Origin of the sequence: Bartonella sp. AA83SXKL, from assembly GCF_042196965.1 — a bacterium.
In the GTDB taxonomy this organism is placed as follows: Bacteria; Pseudomonadota; Alphaproteobacteria; order Rhizobiales; family Rhizobiaceae; genus Bartonella.
Window position 1 is genome coordinate 101918 of sequence record NZ_JBHIRG010000003.1, and the last position, 21204, is coordinate 123121.

Annotated in this window: 12 protein-coding genes and 1 pseudogene; 5 read left to right on the top strand and 8 right to left on the bottom strand. The window is 37.3% G+C overall.

The window, feature by feature from the left end; genetic code table 11:
• The first annotated feature begins 144 nt into the window (after positions 1 to 144).
• The gene (gene dnaE / locus ACFINO_RS02610) at positions 145 to 3612 is read left to right on the top strand and encodes a DNA polymerase III subunit alpha (RefSeq protein ID WP_375655021.1); all 3468 of its coding nucleotides are present in this window, start codon (positions 145 to 147) and stop codon (positions 3610 to 3612) included.
• Positions 3613 to 3804: 192 nt separating this feature from the next.
• Here dnaE and ACFINO_RS02615 read toward each other — a convergent pair whose 3' ends face one another.
• The gene (locus ACFINO_RS02615; RefSeq protein WP_375655005.1) at positions 3805 to 5052 is read right to left on the bottom strand and encodes an FAD-binding protein; all 1248 of its coding nucleotides are present in this window, start codon (positions 5050 to 5052) and stop codon (positions 3805 to 3807) included.
• 52 nt (positions 5053 to 5104) lie between these two features.
• Entirely contained in the window at positions 5105 to 5353 is a 249-nt protein-coding gene (locus ACFINO_RS02620) for a zinc-finger domain-containing protein (protein ID WP_375617781.1), read from the bottom strand.
• A 325-nt stretch (positions 5354 to 5678) separates the two neighbouring features.
• Here ACFINO_RS02620 and ACFINO_RS02625 point away from each other — a divergent pair, with 325 nt between their 5' ends.
• Both ACFINO_RS02625 and ppx read left to right on the top strand, forming a co-directional pair.
• On the top strand, positions 5679 to 7859 hold the full coding sequence (locus ACFINO_RS02625) for an RNA degradosome polyphosphate kinase (protein WP_375634470.1): 2181 nt from the start codon (positions 5679 to 5681) through the stop codon (positions 7857 to 7859).
• A 6-nt stretch (positions 7860 to 7865) separates the two neighbouring features.
• Positions 7866 to 9383 (top strand): exopolyphosphatase, encoded by a 1518-nt coding sequence (ppx, locus tag ACFINO_RS02630; protein WP_375655006.1) that lies wholly within the window; start codon positions 7866 to 7868, stop codon positions 9381 to 9383.
• 276 nt (positions 9384 to 9659) lie between these two features.
• Here ppx and ACFINO_RS02635 read toward each other — a convergent pair.
• Together ACFINO_RS02635 and rnd are read right to left on the bottom strand one after the other, a co-directional pair.
• Positions 9660 to 9844: pseudogene (locus ACFINO_RS02635) on the bottom strand (DNA-binding protein).
• Between the two features lie 645 nt (positions 9845 to 10489).
• Positions 10490 to 11644 (bottom strand): ribonuclease D, encoded by a 1155-nt coding sequence (gene rnd / locus ACFINO_RS02640; protein ID WP_375617784.1) that lies wholly within the window; start codon positions 11642 to 11644, stop codon positions 10490 to 10492.
• Positions 11645 to 11776: 132 nt separating this feature from the next.
• Between rnd and aspS the strand changes: the two genes are divergently transcribed.
• Both aspS and parC read left to right on the top strand, forming a co-directional pair.
• Positions 11777 to 13570: an aspartate--tRNA ligase gene (gene aspS, locus ACFINO_RS02645; RefSeq protein WP_375636836.1), complete on the top strand. Its 1794-nt coding sequence runs from the start codon at positions 11777 to 11779 to the stop codon at positions 13568 to 13570.
• Positions 13571 to 14344: 774 nt separating this feature from the next.
• Complete coding sequence (parC, locus tag ACFINO_RS02650) at positions 14345 to 16594, top strand: DNA topoisomerase IV subunit A (RefSeq protein ID WP_375633171.1); 2250 nt, start codon at positions 14345 to 14347, stop codon at positions 16592 to 16594.
• A 339-nt stretch (positions 16595 to 16933) separates the two neighbouring features.
• Here parC and ACFINO_RS02655 read toward each other — a convergent pair whose 3' ends face one another.
• The 4 genes from ACFINO_RS02655 to purL form a co-directional block, all read right to left on the bottom strand.
• Positions 16934 to 18190, bottom strand: coding sequence for a multidrug effflux MFS transporter (locus ACFINO_RS02655; RefSeq protein ID WP_375655007.1), 1257 nt, complete (start codon positions 18188 to 18190; stop codon positions 16934 to 16936).
• A gap of 71 nt (positions 18191 to 18261) precedes the next feature.
• A complete protein-coding gene (grxD, locus tag ACFINO_RS02660; RefSeq protein WP_015856495.1) occupies positions 18262 to 18594 on the bottom strand; it encodes a Grx4 family monothiol glutaredoxin in 333 nt (110 codons plus the stop codon).
• Between the two features lie 98 nt (positions 18595 to 18692).
• A complete protein-coding gene (locus ACFINO_RS02665; RefSeq protein WP_005773427.1) occupies positions 18693 to 18926 on the bottom strand; it encodes a BolA/IbaG family iron-sulfur metabolism protein in 234 nt (77 codons plus the stop codon).
• Positions 18927 to 18984: 58 nt separating this feature from the next.
• The gene (gene purL / locus ACFINO_RS02670) at positions 18985 to 21195 is read right to left on the bottom strand and encodes a phosphoribosylformylglycinamidine synthase subunit PurL (RefSeq protein WP_375634475.1); all 2211 of its coding nucleotides are present in this window, start codon (positions 21193 to 21195) and stop codon (positions 18985 to 18987) included.
• Between the last annotated feature and the right edge of the window lie 9 nt (positions 21196 to 21204).

The window sequence follows — 21204 nt, forward strand, 5'->3', positions numbered from 1 at the left end:
ATTGGGATATTGCTCCTATGTAGGATGATGAATTTATAGCTTTAAAGTTTGATGATAAACAGAAGTTTTTTCTTTTATAAGGGGTGCTGTTTAGTATTTATTTTGTAGTGGGAAATTGTGAGAGTGGTAAAAAATAAAATGCAAATGCAAGAGAACAAAAATTCTCTTCCTCGCTTTATTCATTTGAGAGTGCATTCAGCTTATTCCTTGCTCGAAGGGGCTTTAAAAATCCCCCAAATTATTCAACAGACGATTTCAGATCATGCACCAGCGATTGCTATTACCGATACCAATAATTTATTTGGTGCTTTGGAATTTTCACAGCATTGTCTTTCTCATGGGGTCCAACCTATTATTGGTTGTCAGCTTACTGTTGATTTTTGTGATGAAAATGATCATTCACGTTTGGCTAAATGGCGTAATCCTTCTGATTTTTGCTCTATTGTTCTTTTGGCAGCTAGCGAAACCGGTTATGCTCATTTGGTTCGTCTTGTGAGCCGTGCTTATCTTGATAAGTGTGATACTGATCCTCCTCATATTAAAGCTGATTGGTTGTCAGAACACAGTGAAGGAATAATCGCTTTAACGGGTGGAAAGGGAGGACCTATTAATCTTTCTTTGGCGGAAGAGAAAAAAGAACACGCTGTTGAGCGCTTAATTTATTTGAAAAAATCTTTTGCGGATCGTCTTTATGTGGAGTTACAACGGCATAGTTCTTATGACCGGAGTGTAGAAGCTGATCTTATTGAATTGGCTTATGCGCATAAAATTCCTCTTGTTGCAACGAATGAAGCCTTTTTTCTGAAAAGAGAAGGGTATGAAGCGCATGATGCGCTGATGGCTGTTTCAGAAGGACAAATTGTCTCTAATCCAGATCGCAAACGTGTGACGCCAGATCATTATTTGAAGTCACAAGATGAAATGGTTACACTGTTTTCTGATCTTCCAGAAGCTTTGGAAAATAGTGTTGAAATTGCATTGCGTTGTCATATTGCCTCGCCTCTTCGAAAACCGATATTGCCTCGTTTTATAGAACAATCTGTTAATTCAGAAACTACTTTAGAAATAGAAGATAGTGAGTTGTTAAATCAGGCTAAAGCTGGTTTGAAGATGCGGCTTGAAACAATAGGGTTGGCTGAAGGGTATACGATTGCAGATTATGAACAGCGGCTTGATTATGAAATTTCAGTTATTACGCGTATGCAATTTTCTGGATATTTTCTTATCGTTTCAGATTTCATAAAATGGGCAAAGGTTCATGACATTCCCGTTGGACCAGGACGGGGTTCTGGTGCTGGTTCACTTGTTGCTTATGCATTGACAATTACTGATGTGGATCCCTTGCGGTTTTCTCTTCTCTTTGAACGTTTTCTCAACCCAGATCGTGTTTCGATGCCAGATTTTGATATCGACTTTTGTCAAGAGCGGCGCGAAGAAGTTATTCAATATGTTCAAAAAAAATATGGACGTGATCAAGTTGCTCAAATTATTACCTTTGGTAAGTTACAGGCACGTGCAGTTTTGCGTGATGTGGGGCGTGTTTTAGAAGTTCCTTATCGTCAGGTGGATTATCTTACAAAATTAATTCCTGCCACGCCAGGAATTCAGGTAGAATTAGCTGATGCTATTAAGGATGAACCTAAATTTGAAGAGGAAAAGAAAAAAGATCCCGTTGTTGTCCGCACATTAGATATAGCACTTCAGTTGGAGGGACTTTATCGTCATGCTTCAACTCATGCTGCTGGGATTGTTATCGGAGATCGTCCACTTTGGGAGCTTGTCCCGATGTATCGTGATCCTCGTTCTGATATGCCTGTTACACAATTTAACATGAAATATGTGGAACAGGCGGGGCTGGTAAAATTTGATTTTCTTGGATTAAAAACGCTTACTGTTTTGAAAATGGCAGTCGATTTTGTTGCCAGAAAGGGGACTAAAATAGATTTATCAAATATTCCTCTGAATGATGAAGCAACCTATGCTATGATGGCACGTGGTGAAACGGTTGGCGTGTTTCAGGTGGAAAGTTCTGGTATGCGCAAGGCGTTGATTGGAATGAAGCCAGACCGTATTGAAGATATTATTGCGCTGGTTGCACTTTATCGTCCAGGTCCAATGGAGAATATTCCAACCTATAATGCACGCAAACATGGGGAAGAGGAAATTTCTTCTATTCATCCTAAGATAGATCATCTGATTAAAGAAACACAAGGTGTTATTGTCTATCAAGAACAGGTGATGCAGATTGCTCAGGTTCTTGCTGGCTATTCGCTTGGAGAAGCTGATTTACTACGTCGTGCTATGGGGAAAAAAATTCATGCTGAAATGCAAAAACAGCGTACGCGTTTTATCAATGGAGCTGTTGCAGGTGGTGTGGATAAAGATCAAGCTGATATTATCTTTGATCTTTTAGCAAAATTTGCCGATTATGGTTTTAATAAATCGCACGCTGCTGCTTATGCAATTGTTTCTTACCAAACAGCTTATATGAAAGCAAACTATCCCGTTGAGTTTTTAGCTGCTTCAATGACATATGATATGACGAATACAGATAAGCTCAATGATTTTCGACGCGAAGCATTAAGGTTGGGTATTGAAGTTATTGCACCTTCTATACAAACATCTCATCGTGTTTTTGAGGTTGGTGATAACAGTATTTATTATTCTCTTGCTGCCATTAAAGGTGTGGGAGAAACTGTTGTAGATCATATTGTTTCTTGTCGTGGGAATAAGATTTTTAAGGATTTGGAAGATTTTTGTGCGCGCGTTGATCCTCGTATTGTTAATAAGCGTGCGATGGAAAGTTTAGTTTGTGCTGGTGCTTTTGATTGTTTTAACATTGCACGTGAGGTTTTATTAGCCAATCTTGGAACCCTTCATGCGCGTGCACTTCGTATTCTCGATGACAATTCTAGCGGGCAGGTTGATATATTTGGAATGGCAGGCGGATTAAAAGAACCATTGATTTTATCGCAAACAACCCCTTGGTTGCCGGCTGAGAAACTTTATCGAGAATTTCAAGCTATAGGTTTTTACTTTTCTGCGCATCCTTTGGAGGAGTATCAAGCTATTCTGGACAAAAAACGCATTCAGACTTGGGGTAATTTTGCCAATGCCGTTAAAGGGGGAGCAACAGCTGCACGGCTTGCTGGAACTGTTGTGGCAAAAAGCGTGCGCAAAACAAAATCTGGTAAAAAAATGGGAATTATTCATTTTTCTGATACAAGTGGACAATATGAAGCAGTTCTCTTTTCTGAGGCACTCTCGGATTATGAAGAGATGCTAGAACCCGGAAAATCTTTTATTATTACGGTGAGCGCAGAAAATCGTTCTGAAGGAGTTAGTTTGCGAATTGAAACAATTCAGTCTTTGGAAAATGAATCATTACAACAGCATAAAATGATGCGTCTCTTTATAAAAACAGTTGATATGCTTCCACAAATTGAACAAAATTTAAATCTTGGGGGGAATGGAGAGGTTGGGCTTATTTTAATTCAAGAGGATGGATTGCGAGAAGTCGAAATTGCGCTTCCTAAGCGATATAAGGTAAATTCACATGTCGCAAATGCTATGAAATTAATTCAGGGTGTTGTTGATGTAGAATTGAGTTAAAGAAAGATTAAAGATGGGAGCTGATTTTGAGTGGTGTTTTTGCTTTTAGGAGAGCTAAAAATTGAGCTTTTAAAATCGGATTGTAGATTTCGAAAAATATTGCGTTTATTTGAGTAAATTATGATATTTTTTTAGTGTCATAAAATTAAAAAAATCTCGTTCTTTCGTAATATTCAAAGTGCCGGAAGAATTTTATAAGTTTTTATCATTATTTTTTATAGAATTCATCGCATCATACATGTAAAGCCAATTGAGATCTGACATAATGCTCTCTGGTGTACGAATTTTCATCATGAGATTGCGTGCAATTGCTATGGGACCGGTTGCGTGATAGGCTAATCTATTGAAATCTGCGCGTTTTTTTACTGCTGCAATACGGGGGGTGCGTATTGTTTCGTAAAGCGAAAGTGCTTTCGTTAATGAAAAATCTTTCAATGAAAGTGCTTTTGCTAATGTGGCGGCATCTTCGATTGCCATAGCGGCACCTTGTGCTGCAAAAGGTAAGGCAGCATGTGCGCAATCGCCAACAAATACTTGTTTCTCTAAACCGATAAAACGATTTTGTTTCATTTGAAAAAGTGGCCAATAGCTCCATTCATCAATATGATCGAAGATTTGTAAGATTTTTGAATTCCAATCTTTAAAAAGAGATTTGAGTTTTTCTTTATCTCCTTTATGGGCCCATCCTTCTTTTGAATTTTCTCCATGCGTAATGGCGACAAAATTAAAAATTTTTTCTGACGATTGAATGGGGTAGACAACAAGATGATTTTTTGATCCCATCCAAGCCGTAATTGTCTTCATATTTTGCAATGAAGAACGAAAGTTTTGAGGAAGATTATCAGATGTTGTTGTTGCACGCCAAGCAATAAAGCCACTAAAATTTGCTTTTTCATGAAAAGGAGATTGTTGCCGTAATGTTGACCAAACGCCATCACATCCAATCAGGAGGGGCGTTGAATAAAGCTGTTCTGTTGCCGTATCTGTTTTTATTGTCGTGATTTTAATGTTGCTTGCAGATTGGGTAGAAGATACAATCGTTTCGCCTGCTTTGTATTTGATCAAAGGATTTTCAATCACTGCATTATATAAAATTTTTTGTAAAGCCGCGCGGTGAATCGTCAGATAAGGGGCTTTCCAATATTTTTCTGTTAGATTAATAAGATGAGCCCGTAGATGTATTTTTAAAGATAATCCATCTTTTAACTCAAAAAAATGTGGGATTGTCGCGACTTCAGAGAGTTTGTTAAGAAGTTTCCAGCGAGCAAGAATAGATGTTGCATTTGGTGTCAGTTGAATACCAGCGCCTATCGTTTCAAGTTGCTTACACTTTTCGATAATGGTGCTTGCAATTCCTTTATGAGCGAGTGCTAAAGCGGTGCTTAAACCAGCAATTCCTCCCCCAACGATGATGGGTGATTGTTCTACAAATGATTTCATATTAAACAAGCAGAATTAAAAGAGTAGTTATTAAGAAAGCCAAAAAACGCAATTATAATAGCTTTTCTGGATTATATAAGCATCCTGTTGGGTTTGTTTGATTGTATGATAGTGAGGGAACATAACGATAAAGGGTTGAGCAGTAAGGGCAAATTTTCTCATCTGCTGTTCCCATGTCGATAAAGATATGAGGATGATCGAATGGTTGTGTAGCGCCTACACACATAAATTCTTTCACACCAATTTCGATTGTTTTATATCCAAGGTCATTTTGAAAATGAGGAATGTTGTGATCAGACATGGCGTACAAACTCCAGAATAAATTTTCTCATCAGCTATGATTGGGCTCTTCTATTTTATAGGCGTGAGTTTGTAATAAAGCGTAGAATAATGCAAGCTGCTTTTTAAGACAAATTTCTCTTCTTTTATGCTATATTAGAATAGTTGTTTTACTTTTAGTGCTTTGCGTATAGCAATAATTCCAAGTATTTTAAAATATTAAATGGAAAAATGATGAGGGAAGTTAGGCATTGATATATTATTATGATGATAACATATTATCAAATATTATGTGAGATATTTCGTCAGGGATTTTAGAAAATGTAAAAGAAAATTATTTAGGATATATGGAACAGAGGGTGGTAGATAAAATTTCTATATCGAATATAACAATGAAAAATCCGGTACGGTTTATTAATCGAGAGTTTTCATGGCTACAATTTAATAATCGTGTTTTGATGGAAGCGGCTAATTCGAAACATCCTTTATTAGAACGTCTACAATTTCTTTCTATTTCAGCTGCAAATCTTGATGAGTTTTTTATGGTTCGTGTTGCAGGACTAGCAGCTCAAATTCGTGCTCGCGTTACAGCGTGCAGTGCAGATGGGCACACTCCACAGGAACAACTTGATATTGTATTAGCTGAGATTTCAAAGCTGCAGGCTCACCAACTACGAGAATTGAATGTTTTACGTGATGAATTAAAAAAGAATGATATTGAAATTATTTGTTCTGATGATCTTTCAGAAATTGAAAAGTCATGGCTTGAAAAATATTTTCTTGAGACAATTTTTCCTGTTTTAAAACCTTTGCCTGTTGATTCTACTCATCCTTTTCCATTTATTCCTAATTTAGGGCTTTCTATTGCGCTTCAATTGTCTGGAGAAACTGATCAGAACTCACACACAGTGTTGTTGTCTATTTCAATGCTTTTAAGGCGTTTTATTCTTCTTCCTCAAGAAGGCAATCATTTTCGTTTTATTGCATCTGAAGATGTTATTTGCCTTTTTATTAAATATGTATTTCCTGACTATGAGGTTAAAGAAATTGGTACATTTAGAGTAATCCGAGATAGTGATATTGAAGTAGAAGAAGAAGCTGAGGATCTTGTTCATTTTTTTGAAACTGCTCTTAAAAGGCGGCGCCGTGGGCAGGTTATTCGAGTTGAGTTTGACGCAAAAATGCCAGAGAGTTTACGCCAATTTATAGCGAATAGTCTCGCTGTTCCTGATAATTGTATTAATGTTCTTGATGGATTTTTAGCGCTTAATACGGTATCAGAAATTGTTTCTATTCCCCGTGATGATCTCAAATTTATTCCTTATATTTCTCGTGTTCCAGAATGTATTCGTGAACATAAAGGAGATTGTTTTGCGGCTATTCGTGAAAATGATATTGTGATTCATCACCCCTATGAGACATTTGATGTTGTTGTCCAATTTTTACGTCAAGCTGCTTGCGATCCTGATGTTGTGGAAATCAAACAAACACTTTATCGTACATCAAATGATAGTCCAATTGTTGGCGCTTTGATTGAAGCAGCTGAACAGGGAAAGTCTGTGACTGCTTTGGTAGAACTTAAAGCACGTTTTGATGAGGAAGCAAATATTCGTTGGGCCCGGGATCTTGAATGTGCTGGGGTTCAAGTTATTTTTGGTTTTATTGCATTAAAAACGCATGCTAAGATGTCATTAGCTGTGAGACGTGAGGGAAAACGTCTTCGCTCTTATGTTCATCTTGGAACAGGAAATTATCATCCCATTAACGCTAAAACTTATACCGATCTTTCTTTTTTTTCCACGGATGATGATATCGCTCATGATGTTGCGTTATTGTTCAATTATATTGCGCAATATGAGCGTCCAAATGAAACAATGAAGATTGCTTTTTCACCCTTAACATTGCGTGGTCGTATCTTAGAGCATATTGAGGGAGAAATTGTTCATGCACAACAGGGAAGGTTTGCTGCTATTTGGATGAAAGTTAATGCATTGGTTGATCCTGAAATTATTGATGCTTTATATCGTGCCAGTCAAGCAGGGGTGCAAATTGATTTGGTTGTGCGGGGGATATGTTGTTTACGTCCTGGTATTCTAGGAATTTCGGATAATATTCGTGTAAAATCAATTGTCGGGCGTTTTCTTGAACATAGTCGCATTTTTTGTTTTGGGAATGGTCAAGATTTGCCTAATGAAAATGCACTCGTTTACTTAGGCTCTGCTGATATGATGCCTCGTAATTTGGACTATCGTATTGAAATATTGGTTCCGGTTTTTAATAAAATAGTGCGTCAAAAAATTCTTTTACAGATTATGTTAGCTAATATCATTGATAATCAACAAAGCTTTGATATACTTAAGGATGGAACATCAAAACGTATTACACCGCAGATAGGTGAAAGTCTATTTAATGCGCAGGAGTATTTTATGGCCAATACAAGTTTTGCGGGGGAAAATGAGTCTTTTGAGTCTTCTGTTTCGCGCTTGGTTGCGTTGCATCGGCAACAAGCCGAAATACATAAAGACTAAAATCCAATGACATATAGAGATGCTCAAGGTCGGTTAAAAGGGCGTAAGCCTGTTGCTGTTATTGACATTGGCTCAAATTCTGTTCGGTTGGTTATTTATGAGGGGCTTGTTCGATCACCAACAGTTTTATTTAATGAAAAGATTCTTTGTGGTCTCGGTCATGGTGTGGCGAAAACAGGATTTTTAGAAGAAAAATCGATGAAAATGGCGTTGCAAACACTGAAACGGTTTCGTACGCTTTGTCGACAGATTGGGGCAGATGAGGTCTATACTTTAGCAACAGCAGCAGCACGAGATGCACAGAATGGCGTAGCATTTATTCAGCATGCTGAAGATATTTTGCAAAATAAAATATATCTTCTTTCAGGAAGTGAAGAAGCTATGTATTCAGCATATGGAGTTGTGTCTACTTTTTATCAACCAAAAGGTATTTCTGGGGATCTTGGTGGTGGAAGTCTTGAGCTGATTGATATTGATCATTCTGATGTTGGTGAAGGGATAACGCTCCCATTGGGTGGTTTAAGGCTACAGTATATGTCAAATAATGATAGTGCTGTAGCTACAAAAATTGTACATGAGCAATTTTATAAATCGTCTGTTGTTCGTACTCGTAAAGGTATAGCACGTTATTTTTATGCAGTAGGGGGGACATGGCGTAATTTGGCAAAACTCCATATGGCAATGAAACACTATCGGCTTCCTGTTATGCATGGCTATGAAGTTGATGCTGTTGAAATGGAGAACTTTTTACGTCTTGTAGCACGTGGCAATATTGATAATATGAGAGGGATTGCAGCGGTTTCTCAGAACCGTCGAAAACTTTTATCTTATGGGGCAATAGTTCTTATTGAACTCATTCAGTGTATGGAGTTTGAAAAGATAATCTTTTCTGGTGCTGGCGTTCGTGAAGGTTTTCTTTATTCACGATTGCCGCAGGCGATTCGACTTTCAGATCCTCTCATTGCAGCATGCACAGAAATGGCTATTTTACGGGCACGTTCACCAAAACAAGCAGAAGAACTCATTGATTTTACGACGAATGCTTTTGAAGTTTTTGGAATTTCAGAAACGGAAAATGAATGCCGTTATCGTCAAGCCGCTTGTCTTCTTGCGGATATTGGTTGGCGTATACATCCAGATTATCGAGGCAATGAAGCAGCAAATCAAATAGCTTTAGGATCTTATCCAGGAATTTCTCATGAAGGGCGCCTTTACGCGGCGCTTGCTGTTTTTTTTCGCAATACGAGTTTATTGGTTGATAAAGAATCTCTTCCCATTTTTCAATTAGCAACTCAAAATATAATTGAAAAAGCACGTATTCTTGGCGAAACTATGCGTATTGCTCATCTTTTCAGTGCTTCTGTTGCAGGAATTTTACCTCATTTATTGTGGCATAGAAAAGCAGATCATATTATCCTGCAGATCCCAAAGAATTACGCTGGATTATTAGGAGAACGTCCTTTTGGACGATTACAGAAGTTATCAAAAATAATAAAACAACCTCTCGCTTTTGAAATTTTTTGATTTTTTCCTAATTTATTCGTGTTTTATGTCTTATAATATAGGGCTATTGACGAGGGATAAACTAGGTAGCCTATCATCATGAGCTGGACAATAGGACTTGTTCCATAACGCGCCCATGCTAGACACCACGCAAAGCATTTGTTAATGCCTGAGCATTCATAAAAGAAAACATAATTTTTTATTCTGTTATTTGCGTCACAGGATGGATTTTTCACTTCATAAGCTTCATGTGAAAATGAAAAGTTTTGTCCATTTTTACGTGAAAAGGTTTTCTTTTTATGCTGCGTCGTTATAATGTTTCTGTTTAGCTTGCTCGATTATCTTGATAAGATTCGATTGTAACCAACGCGATAAAAAACAAGTTTTAAAGATTTTGGGAGAGATCCATTGGTTACATGACGCTGGAATGTTGAAATACTCATATGAAACAGTTTTGCACTTTTACGGTCTGTCAAAAGAATATCATTTCAGTCATTATAAAATCCTTTCAATATAAAAAATAGAAATAAATCATAACTATTTATTAACCATGATTTTTGAATCCTTTGAAAGGTGTTTATTTTATAAAAAACAGCGCTTTATCATATAATTTCTTATGTGAAACTTTATGAGTCTTATTGAGATGAAATGAGAGAATCTTACGATATTCGGAGGTCTAATTCAATATAAATAACGCTAGATTATCGTTAGAAATCAATATATTGCTTTTGTTAGGTATTTTAGTTGTTATGCTGGCTTGTTTTTGATTGTTAGATTGCAATCTCGGTAGTTTTTTAATATGATATGGTGACGTGAGGCATTATATCTTTGTTTGTTCCTATTTCTAGGCTGCTATTTTTGTAATGAATGCGCTTTTATATCAGAACTTTTTCTTTTCAAAACTTTTAAATAAGGAGCTGTTTGTTTTTTAGATTATTTTTAATGGGATTGCTATTTGATTGACCTGATAAAGATTTAGCTATCATTTTAATAAGAGTTTACTATTTAATTTTTTAACTTTGTCAGAAGTAGGCTTTATTTATCCTATTTCCGTTGGCCTATAGGGTATACCAATTGATGTAGATAATGAGTAGCATATAATGGATTTTTCAAAATGAAAATGTAAATTAAAGCTGTTTTGTGTTTATTTTTCCATCGTTACAGTAAAACCCTATCTGGCCCTTTAGCAGTTGTTCGGCTTTTTGTCCAAATATTTCATAGCGCCAGCCATTCATAGCGGGAATATTTTTCTTTATTCCTCCATTGGCAATTTTTTCTAAATCATTAGATGTTGCAATAATTTTAGGGGCAATGCTGTTTTCATTTGCAACAATTTTTAATAACACTTTGAGCAGATCGATAACAGCGGCTGTCGTATCATTGAGTGGATTATGTTTAGGAATGGGGGGTAAAGTAGAAAGATCTACCTCTAAGCCTTCGTGGACAGCTTTGATTAATGATTGAGCAATTGAGAGTTTATCCCAATTCTTATTAAGACTGCGCAACCGTTTTAATGCAGATTCATCTTTTGGTTGTTGGGTTGCTATTTCTATAAGACATTCATCTTTTATGATATGACGACGTGGCATATTGTATTTTCGTGCTTCACGTTCCCGCCAAGCTGCTATCTTTTGTAATACAGCAAGTTCACGTGGCTTTTTAATTTTTCCTTTCACTTTTTTCCATGCTTCATCTTCTGGCATATCATAGGTTTTAGGATTTAAAAGGATTGTTATTTCATCGTTCATCCAGTGAGCACGTTGATTTTTTTCTAACCTTTTTTTCAATAACAGGTAAACATCTCTTAAGTAAGTTACATCGGCAAGTGCATAGAGCAGTTGTTTTTCAGACAAAGGGCGGTAACTCCAGTCTGTAAAGCGGGAGGATTTATCAAGATGATGCCCCGTGCAGCGTTGTACAATTTGATCATAGGAGATAGAATCACCAAATCCACAAATTGATCCTGCTATTTGCGTATCAAAGAGAGGGGAAGGAATAACACCTCCAAGATGATAAATTGTTTCAATATCTTGGCGCGCAGCATGAAAAACTTTTACAACTTTTTTATCGATCATAAGGTCAAAAAAAGGTTGTAAATCAATATTTGGTGCTATGGGATCAATCAAAACTGTGACATCTGGTGATGCGAGCTGGATTAAACACAGTTGAGGCCAAAAAGTTGTTTCGCGAATAAACTCAGTATCGACTGTTACAAAATCAGAGGTACGTAGAGCGTTAAGTGCAATTTCAAGATCTGTTGTTTGTGTAATAAGATTCATCATTTTATTATAATTCGATAAATTAAATTTGTGCTTTATTGACTTTATTTCTGAGTTTTTATTCTCATATCTTGACAAATGGTTATTAAAAAGCGTTTGTAGCGCATGTGAATATTATAATCAAAGGCAAAAAACATGCACCGTTATCGCAGTCATCATTGTGCGGCTCTTCGTAGATGTGATGTAGGAACACAAGTTCGTCTTTCGGGATGGGTTCATCGTGTTCGTGATCATGGAGGAATTCTTTTTGTAGATTTACGTGATCATTTTGGAATCACACAAATTGTTGCTGACCCTGCTTCACCAGCTTTTAAATTTATTGAAAAAGTGCGTTCTGAATGGGTTATTCGTGTGGATGGGGAGGTATGTGCTCGTTCTGATGAGGTTATTAATGCAACGCTTCCAACAGGTGAGATTGAAATTTTTGCACAAGAGGTAGAAATTCTTTCAAAATCTGATGAGCTTCCTTTACCGGTTTTTGGTGAGCCTGATTATCCAGAAGATATTCGATTAAAATATCGTTTTCTTGATTTGCGTCGGGAGACTATGCACAAAAATATCATGCGTCGGACTGAAATTATTGCGGCTATGAGACGGGCTATGCAAAATAATGGTTTTACGGAATTTACGACGCCACTTTTGACAGCTTCATCGCCGGAAGGAGCGCGTGATTTTTTGGTTCCAAGTCGTGTTCATCAGGGGAAATTTTATGCGCTACCGCAAGCACCACAGCAATATAAACAGTTGTTGATGATGTCAGGTTTTGATCGTTATTTTCAGATTGCTCCATGTTTTAGAGATGAAGATCCAAGGGCCGACCGTCTTCCTGGTGAATTTTATCAATTAGATGTTGAAATGAGTTTTGTTGAGCAAGAAGATGTTTTAGCAACTATGGAACCTATTATGCGTTCTATTTTTGAAGAATTTGCAGATGGAAAAACTGTGACACAAAGCTTTCCTCGCATTTCCTACGATGAAGCAATGCGAAAATATGGTTCTGATAAGCCTGATCTACGTAATCCGATCATTATGGAAGATGTTTCTCAGCATTTTTATAATTCTGGTTTCAAAGTTTTTGCTCAAATTTTAGCGAATGATGAGAATGCACAAGTGTGGGCTATCCCAGCTAAAACGGGTGGAAGTCGTGCTTTTTGTGATCGTATGAATGTATGGGCACGAGGCGAGGGGCAACCAGGACTCGGCTATATTTTCTGGCGTGAAGAAGAAGGAAAATTTGAAGGAGCAGGGCCTATCGCCAAAAATATTGGTGAACAGAGGACTGAAGCAATCCGTATACAGCTTGGACTTGAAAGTGGGGACGCCTGTTTTTTTGTAGCTGGCGATCCAAAAAAGTTTTCATCTTTTGCCGGAGCAGCACGCACAAGGGTAGGGGAAGAATTAGATCTTCTTGATAGAGATAGTTTCTCTTTGGCGTGGATTGTTGATTTTCCATTTTTTGAATGGAATGAAGATGAAAAAAAGATTGATTTTGGACATAATCCTTTTTCCATGCCTCAAGGGGGAGAAAATGCTCTTGCCTGTCAAGATCCTCTTACTATTAAAGCCTTTCAATATGATCTTGTTTGCAATGGTTATGAAATTGCATCAGGTGGAATTCGTAATCACTTACCAGAAATGATGCTTAAAGTTTTTGAACTTGTAGGACTTTCTAAGGAAGTTGTGAAAGATCGTTTCGGTGGTCTTTATCGTGCATTCCATTATGGGGCTCCGCCACATGGTGGTATGGCTGCGGGAATTGACCGCATCATTATGCTGTTGCAAGGTGTTAAAAATTTGCGTGAAGTTGCTTTATTTCCTATGAATCAACAGGCGCTTGATCTTTTGATGAGTGCTCCGTCTGATGTTTCTCCTACACAATTACGTGATTTAGGAATCCGCATGGCTCCTACTCACAAAAATAGCTCATAAAGTTGATAATGGATTGTTTTCATCTTTTCTACGTAGAGTGAAGTTTTGATGCCTCTCAAGAGCATCGGTGTGTGTGTACTGTTTGTAAAATTTAGATAGGCAAAACGCTATTGTTTAATTTTTTACGAGGCATTTTTATTGCTTGTTTCTATAGAGACTCTTCTCCTTGTGATAGGTGAGAAAATAATTATGATTGCTTGATCATGAATAAATTAGAAATGAAAGAATTCTATAATATTCGGGAGTCTCATTTTATTTGAAAAAAAATAAATTATCTTTACATGTCAATACATTATTTATTTTTTTATTGAAGTTTTTACAACGTTGTAGCAGAGAATTGTGTCTCTTCGTTTTTATGAGAATAATGTGATTTTCCATTCTATCGACTTACTCTGAAAAGCTTAAATTTCATAAGCTTTGAACATTTTTTTAGTTTTTCATAGAAAAACTGAAGGGGATTGTTATACAATTTATCTGTATAATAAAAGATGATGTTTGAAAGCTGCTTTTGTCATTCCAGAAAAGATGAAATAACTCTTTGTGGGCAGTTAAATTATCGTCGGATTTGACAAAGCTTTCAATAAATTACTTAGGGCAAGGGGGAAGGATATGTATAAATTTTTCAAATTGATATAATTTTCTATTCATGTTCTAATTGCAGCGTTTGTTTTTATGTAATTGACTTTTAATAAAAAAGCCGACTCATAGAAGATTTCATTAAATAAATCCTATAAAATAATTTCTTATTATTGTGGGAATTGTTGTTTTAATACTATGTCTGATAAAATGAATTTACCTTTTGATAAAGAACATATTGAACCAATAGAATTACGTTCTGCTTTACAGGAACGTTATTTGGCTTATGCGCTTTCTACGATTACGCACCGTGCATTGCCTGATGTACGTGATGGATTGAAGCCGGTCCACCGGCGGATTGTTCATGCGATGCGTCTTCTCAAACTAAATCCTGGACAGTCTTATGCGAAATGTGCGCGGATTGTCGGTGATGTCATGGGAAAATTTCATCCTCATGGGGATGCGTCTATTTATGATGCCTTGGTGCGCTTGGCTCAAAGTTTTGCTGTTCGTTATCCGTTAGTTGATGGGCAAGGCAATTTTGGTAATATTGATGGTGATAATGCTGCTGCCATGCGTTATACGGAAGCACGTATGACTGAAGTGGCTGCATTGTTACTTGAAGGTATTAATGAGAATGCTATTGATTTTCGTTTAACCTATAATGAGGAAGATGAAGAGCCTGTTGTTTTACCAGGAGCTTTCCCTAATCTTTTAGCAAATGGTTCTTCTGGTATTGCTGTTGGTATGGCAACATCTATTCCCCCCCATAATGTTGCTGAGCTTTGTGATGCAGCACTCCATTTGATTGCGCATCCCGATGTAAATGATGAGGAATTAAATCAATTTGTTCTTGGTCCTGATTTTCCGACGGGGGGAATTTTAGTTGAACCTAAAAAAAGTATTGAGGAATCCTATCGTGTTGGGCGTGGATTTTTTCGCTTGCGTTCACGTTGGCATCAGGAGCCTGGTAGCCGTGGTTCTTATGTGATTGTTGTGACTGAAATTCCCTATCAGATTCAAAAGTCACGTCTTATTGAAAAAACAGCAGAGTTATTGCTTGCACGCCGATTGCCAATGCTTGAGGATATCCAAGATGAATCAGCAGAAGATATCAGAATCGTGCTGGTTCCTAAAAATCGGTCGGTTGATCCGGAGCTCCTCATGGAGTCTCTTTTTAAATTGACTGACTTTGAAGTAAGATTTCCCCTTAATCTGAATGTTTTGTCTTTGGGAAAAATACCTAATGTCCTTTCTTTGCGAGAAAGTTTGAAGCAATGGCTTGAACATCGTCAGGAAGTGCTTATTCGTCGCTCTCATTATCGGCTGGATCAAATTGATAGCCGATTGGAAATTCTTCATGGATATCTGATTGCCTATTTAAATCTCGATGAGGTCATTCAGATTATTCGTGAAGATGATGAACCGAAAAAGAAGCTGATCAGTCGTTTTGAATTAACAGAAAATCAAGCTGAAGCTATTCTTAATATGCGCTTGCGTTCTTTGCGTAAGCTTGAGGAATTTGAAATTCGTAAAGAATTTGAAAGTTTGAAAGCTGAAAAAGAAAAGCTAAAGAATTTGTTAGCTTCTCCTATAAAACAGTGGAAAATAATTTCAGAAGAAATCAAAAAAGTTCGAAACACTTTTGGTCCTGAAACACTCTTGGGGAAAAGACGTACGACGTTTGAAGAGGCACCAAGACATGATCTTGATGATATTCAACAAGCAATGATCGAAAAAGAACCGATTACTATTGTTATTTCTGAAAAGGGGTGGATGCGCGCTTTGAAGGGACATTTGACCGATTATAAAGCACTTTCTTTTAAAGAAGGAGACAGTTTAAAGTTAGCCTTTCCAGCATTTACGACCGACAAGATTGTGCTGATCAGTACGGGGGGAAAGTTTTTTGCTATTGGTGCAAATAGTTTACCTGGAGGGCGGGGACATGGTGAACCTATTCGTCTCTTAGTTGATATGGATGATGAGCACGATGTTCTCACAGCTTTTGTGCATCACGCCGAGGAAAAATTGCTTTTGGTTTCATCTCACGGTAATGGTTTTATTGTTTCTTCTGCAGAAGTGATCGCCAATACACGAAAAGGAAAGCAAGTGATGAATGTGAAAGCTCCTGATAAGGTAAAGCTTTGTGTTCCGGTAAATGGTGATCATGTTGCTGTAGTCGGTGAAAACCGTAAAATGCTTATTTTTTCTATTGAACAAATACCAGAAATGAATCGCGGTAAGGGTGTTCGTTTACAGCGTTATAAAGAAGGTGTTGTTGTTGATGCCAAGACTTTTAATTTATCAGAAGGCTTAAGTTGGCAAGATACAGCTGAACGAATCTTTAACCGTCAAGCTGATGATCTCATTGAATGGATGGGAATGCGTGCGGGCGTCGGGCGTTTGGTTCCAAGAGGATTTCCAAAATCAGGAAAATTTATCAATTAAATGTATTTTATACACGGGAAAGTTCCCTATGGTTTTATGATTGTGTAAGATATTAATTTATAAAGATAATTTATTATTTTTATATTGAACGAAAAACCTAAAGCGTAAGTTTTTTCTATTTCGATCTTGTTCAGGTTAAATCAATCAAAACTGTTTTTTAACATTACAGCATTTATAGGTGCTGTCGTGAAATGATTTGATATTTCGAGAGTTGTACCTTTAAACAAACAATGTGAATGTTTAACACAAGAGTGTTCTATTTGGAGATGTTTTATTTTGTCTGATAGGTTTATCTTCTTATTGTTCAAGAGAGATGTTATTAATCTTTCGTAGTAATATTTATTCGTTAGGATTACTATGATATTGCCTAAAAAGATGACCACGTTCAGCCCATAAGACGAGAAGTATGGCAGTGAGACTCAGAAAGAAAAATCCTGCTGAGTTTGGGATGGTTGTTTCATCAAATTGTTGGGCAATAAAAAAGCTGAGTCCTGCACCGATAGATGTTTGAAGAAAGCCGGATACAGAAGAAGCTGTTCCAGCAATTTCTCCCACAGATTCGAGAGCGAGTGTATTGAAATTGGCCATAATGCCACCGCAGGCAAACATCAATATACAGAATAACAGCATGTAAAAAGCAAAAGGAAGGATACCATCTGTTAAGATAGAGCCAATAAACCATACACATGAAGTGATACAAAAGAGCAAAAGCATAGTATGAGCAATACGCCGCATTCCAAGGCGTCCAACGAGTTGAGAGTTCATGAATGATGAGAAAGCCTGAAATGCAGCACCAACTGCAAAGGCAATAGGGAACCAAAGTCCTAGATTATAGATCCCTTCATACGTTTGTTGTGATGTATTAACGGCGGTAAAGATACAGCCTAAAATAATCGAAGTTGCTAGTGTATAGCAAAGTGTTGTGCGATTGGTTATTACAATCCATAAATTATGTTTGACTGAAGAAAAGGAAAGAGAGCGTTGCGCATAAAGAGTTTCCGGCAAGCGGAATTGAATCCAAATCATCAACCCGAAACCAATCATTGCCATGAAAATAAAAATATATTGCCAATGTCCGAGCTGTAAAATGATCTGTCCTGTTGCGGGACCAACCATTGGTGCAACAAGAAAAACCATCATAACAATAGACATAACTTCTGCCATTTTTCGACCACTGTAAAGATCACGTACGACGGAAACTGTAAGAACCCGCATAGCAGCTCCTCCAATACCTTGTAAGATACGCAAAATAAGTAAGAGAGAAAAATCAGTTACAAAGGCACAGCCAATCGCCGTAAATGAATAAAAAGCAAGACCAATAAGAATAAGTTTACGTCGTCCATACCTATCGCTTATTGGACCGAAAAATATTTGAGCAATACCATAGCTAATAAGATAACTCGAAATGATATAATGTTGATCATTTTCATTGAGAACATTTAAACCATCTAAAATATTAGGCATAGCTGGCAGCATAATATCAACAGCTATAGCGTTAATAGCCATGAGCGAAGCAATAAGAATAACAAATTCTTTATAGCCAATTTTTTTTCTAATCGCATCACTATGCGTTTGTTCATCGACTGAATATGACATATGGCATCCTTGAAATAGAAATTTCGTCTGAAAACAGCTCTTTTTAAGAGTCTGAATAAAATGAAAGATACCTATGATTGATTACAGGGAATATTTTTTTCTTTCAAAAGTTCCTGTAACTCATTGTTTTGAAACATCTCTTTAACAATATCACAGCCTCCGACAAATTCACCCTTGATATACAGCTGTGGAATTGTTGGCCAATTTGAGTAATCTTTAATTCCTTGACGCAATTCGTTAGAAGTTAAGATATTAATTCCTTTATAATTCAATCCTAAATAGTCAAGGATTTGAACAACTTGTCCTGAAAACCCGCATTGCGGAGCATCAGGTGTTCCTTTCATGAATAAAATGACGTCGTTTGTTTTAATCTCGTTGTCAATAAAATCATGAACAGTGGTCATTTTTATCCCTCGATATTTCAGATTTTTATAAGTGTGTAATTTATATTCATACTGTTTTTAATCGTATTAAATGAGTGAATGCAAGAAGAAATTTTAGATTATTTTGGGATATTTGTTTGCAACATTAAGGCGTGAAGGTCATTTCCCATATTGCCTTTAAGGGCATCATAGACCATTTTATGTTGTTGAACACGGGTTTTACCACGAAAACTTTCAGAAATAACTTCTGCAGCATAATGTTCCCCATCTCCAGCAAGATCACGAATTGTTACAGTAGCATCAGGAATGCCTTCACGAATAAGCGTTTCAATTGCATGGGCACTCATTGCCATCATTATTCTCCTATGTTGTTCATTTTTTTATAAAGGCTGTTTAAGAGAAAAACAATTTTTACTCTTCACCCATAAATTGTGGAAACCAGTTTTCATAGGCTTTTGTGAGTTTGTCTATAGAAAGTTTTAGTATTCCATCTATATCAAGTGCATCACCTGCAACTTGACCTAGCTCTGTTAAAGAAACTGCACTTATTTGTGCGAGCTCTTTAAGACTATTAAGAGAGTGAGGTTTGACGGCTAAAAGATAACGTCCTTGGTCTTCTCCAAAAAGTTCTGCATGATGGGGTGATTTATTGCTTAATTTTACTTTGATTCCTTTACCTGCTTTAATCACCATTTCAGCAAGTGCTATCGCTAATCCTCCGTCAGAAATGTCATGAGCAGCATGAACAAAACCACGATGTATGACATCTCGAATAAATTGACCATGCTTTTTTTCAAGTTGTAAATCTACAGGGGGGGGGGCACCTGCATCAATATTTAAAATGTTACGTGCATAGATTGATTGTCCTAAATGGGAGCCGCAATTTCCTACTAAAACAAGAATATCTCCATTTTGCATACCACTTATTGTTACCATTTTAGACCAATCATTAAGAAGACCTACACCAGCAATTGTGGGGGTTGGAAGAATGGCATCCCCATTTGTTTCGTTGTAAAGAGAAACATTGCCTGAAACGATAGGAAAATCGAGGATTCTACAAGCTTCTCCTATACCTTTAATAGCAAAAACCAGCTGTCCCATAATTTCAGGTTTTTCAGGGTTACCAAAATTGAGATTATCTGTAGCAGCCAGTGGTGTTGCACCTGTCGTACTAATGTTTCGCCAGCATTCTGCGACAGCTTGTTTTCCTCCTTCATAAGGGTCTGCTTCACAATAGCGAGGTGTTACATCAGAAGAAAAAGCAAGAGCACGTTTGCTGTTGTTTCCTAAACGGATAACGCCTGCATCACCTCCTGGACAAACAAGGCTATTTCCTTGGATAAGAGTATCATATTGTTCATAAACCCATCGCCGAGAACTTTGATCAGCAGAATTCAATAAGCTCAGAAGCGCATCACCAAGATTTTCAACTTTTTTGACGTCTTCTGCTTTCAAGGATGTTTTTTTTGCCGGCTCACTCCAAGGACGATCATAAACAGGCGCTTCATCACCAAGCTCTTTGATGGGAAGATTGACAACTTCTTCCCCTTGATGAGATACACGAAAACGTAAATCATCGGTTGTTTTCCCAATGATAGAAAAATGCAGCCCCCACTTATGAAAAATTGCTTCTGCTTGCTTTTCTAGTTCTGGTTTAAGAACCATGAGCATGCGCTCTTGACTTTCAGAAAGCATCATTTCATAGGCTGTCATGTTTTCTTCTCGAACAGGAACTGTATCGAGATTAAGCTGTATCCCTAGATTTCCTTTTGCACCCATTTCAACGGCAGAAGAGGTAAGTCCTGCTGCCCCCATATCTTGAATAGCAACTACGGCTCCAAGTTCCATGAGCTCTAAACATGCTTCAAGAAGACATTTTTCTGTAAAAGGATCACCTACTTGAACAGTTGGGCGTTTTTCACTGATTGAATCATCAAATTCAGCAGAGGCCATTGTTGCCCCACCGACACCATCACGTCCTGTTTTTGCACCAAGGTAAACAACAGGGAGTCCGATGCCTTGTGCTTTAGAATAAAAAAGGGCGTCTGTCTTTGCAATACCGGCGACAAAAGCGTTAACAAGGATATTGCCATTATAACGCTCATCAAAATTTACTTCTCCACCAACCGTTGGAACACCAAAAGAATTGCTGTAACCACCTATTCCAGAAACAACACCAGAAACAAGATGGCGTGTTCGTGGGTGATCAGGAGCACCAAATCGCAATGCATTTATAGCAGCAACAGGACGGGCTCCCATTGTAAAGACATCACGTAAAATACCACCAACACCTGTCGCTGCACCTTGATAAGGTTCAATATAAGAAGGGTGGTTATGGCTTTCCATTTTGAAAACAACACATTGTCCTTCGCCAATATCAACAACACCAGCATTTTCACCAGGTCCTTGGATGACACATTTTCCTTCTGTCGGAAGAGTTTTTAGCCATTTTTTAGATGATTTATAGGAACAATGCTCGTTCCACATTGCAGAAAAAATTCCTAGTTCAGTAAATGTGGGTTCTCTACCGATTAACGTCAGGATACGTTGATATTCATCTTCTTTTAGCCCGTGTTGTGCAATGAGTTCTGGTGTAATAGTGATGTTATTGCAAGGCTTCATGAGTATTTA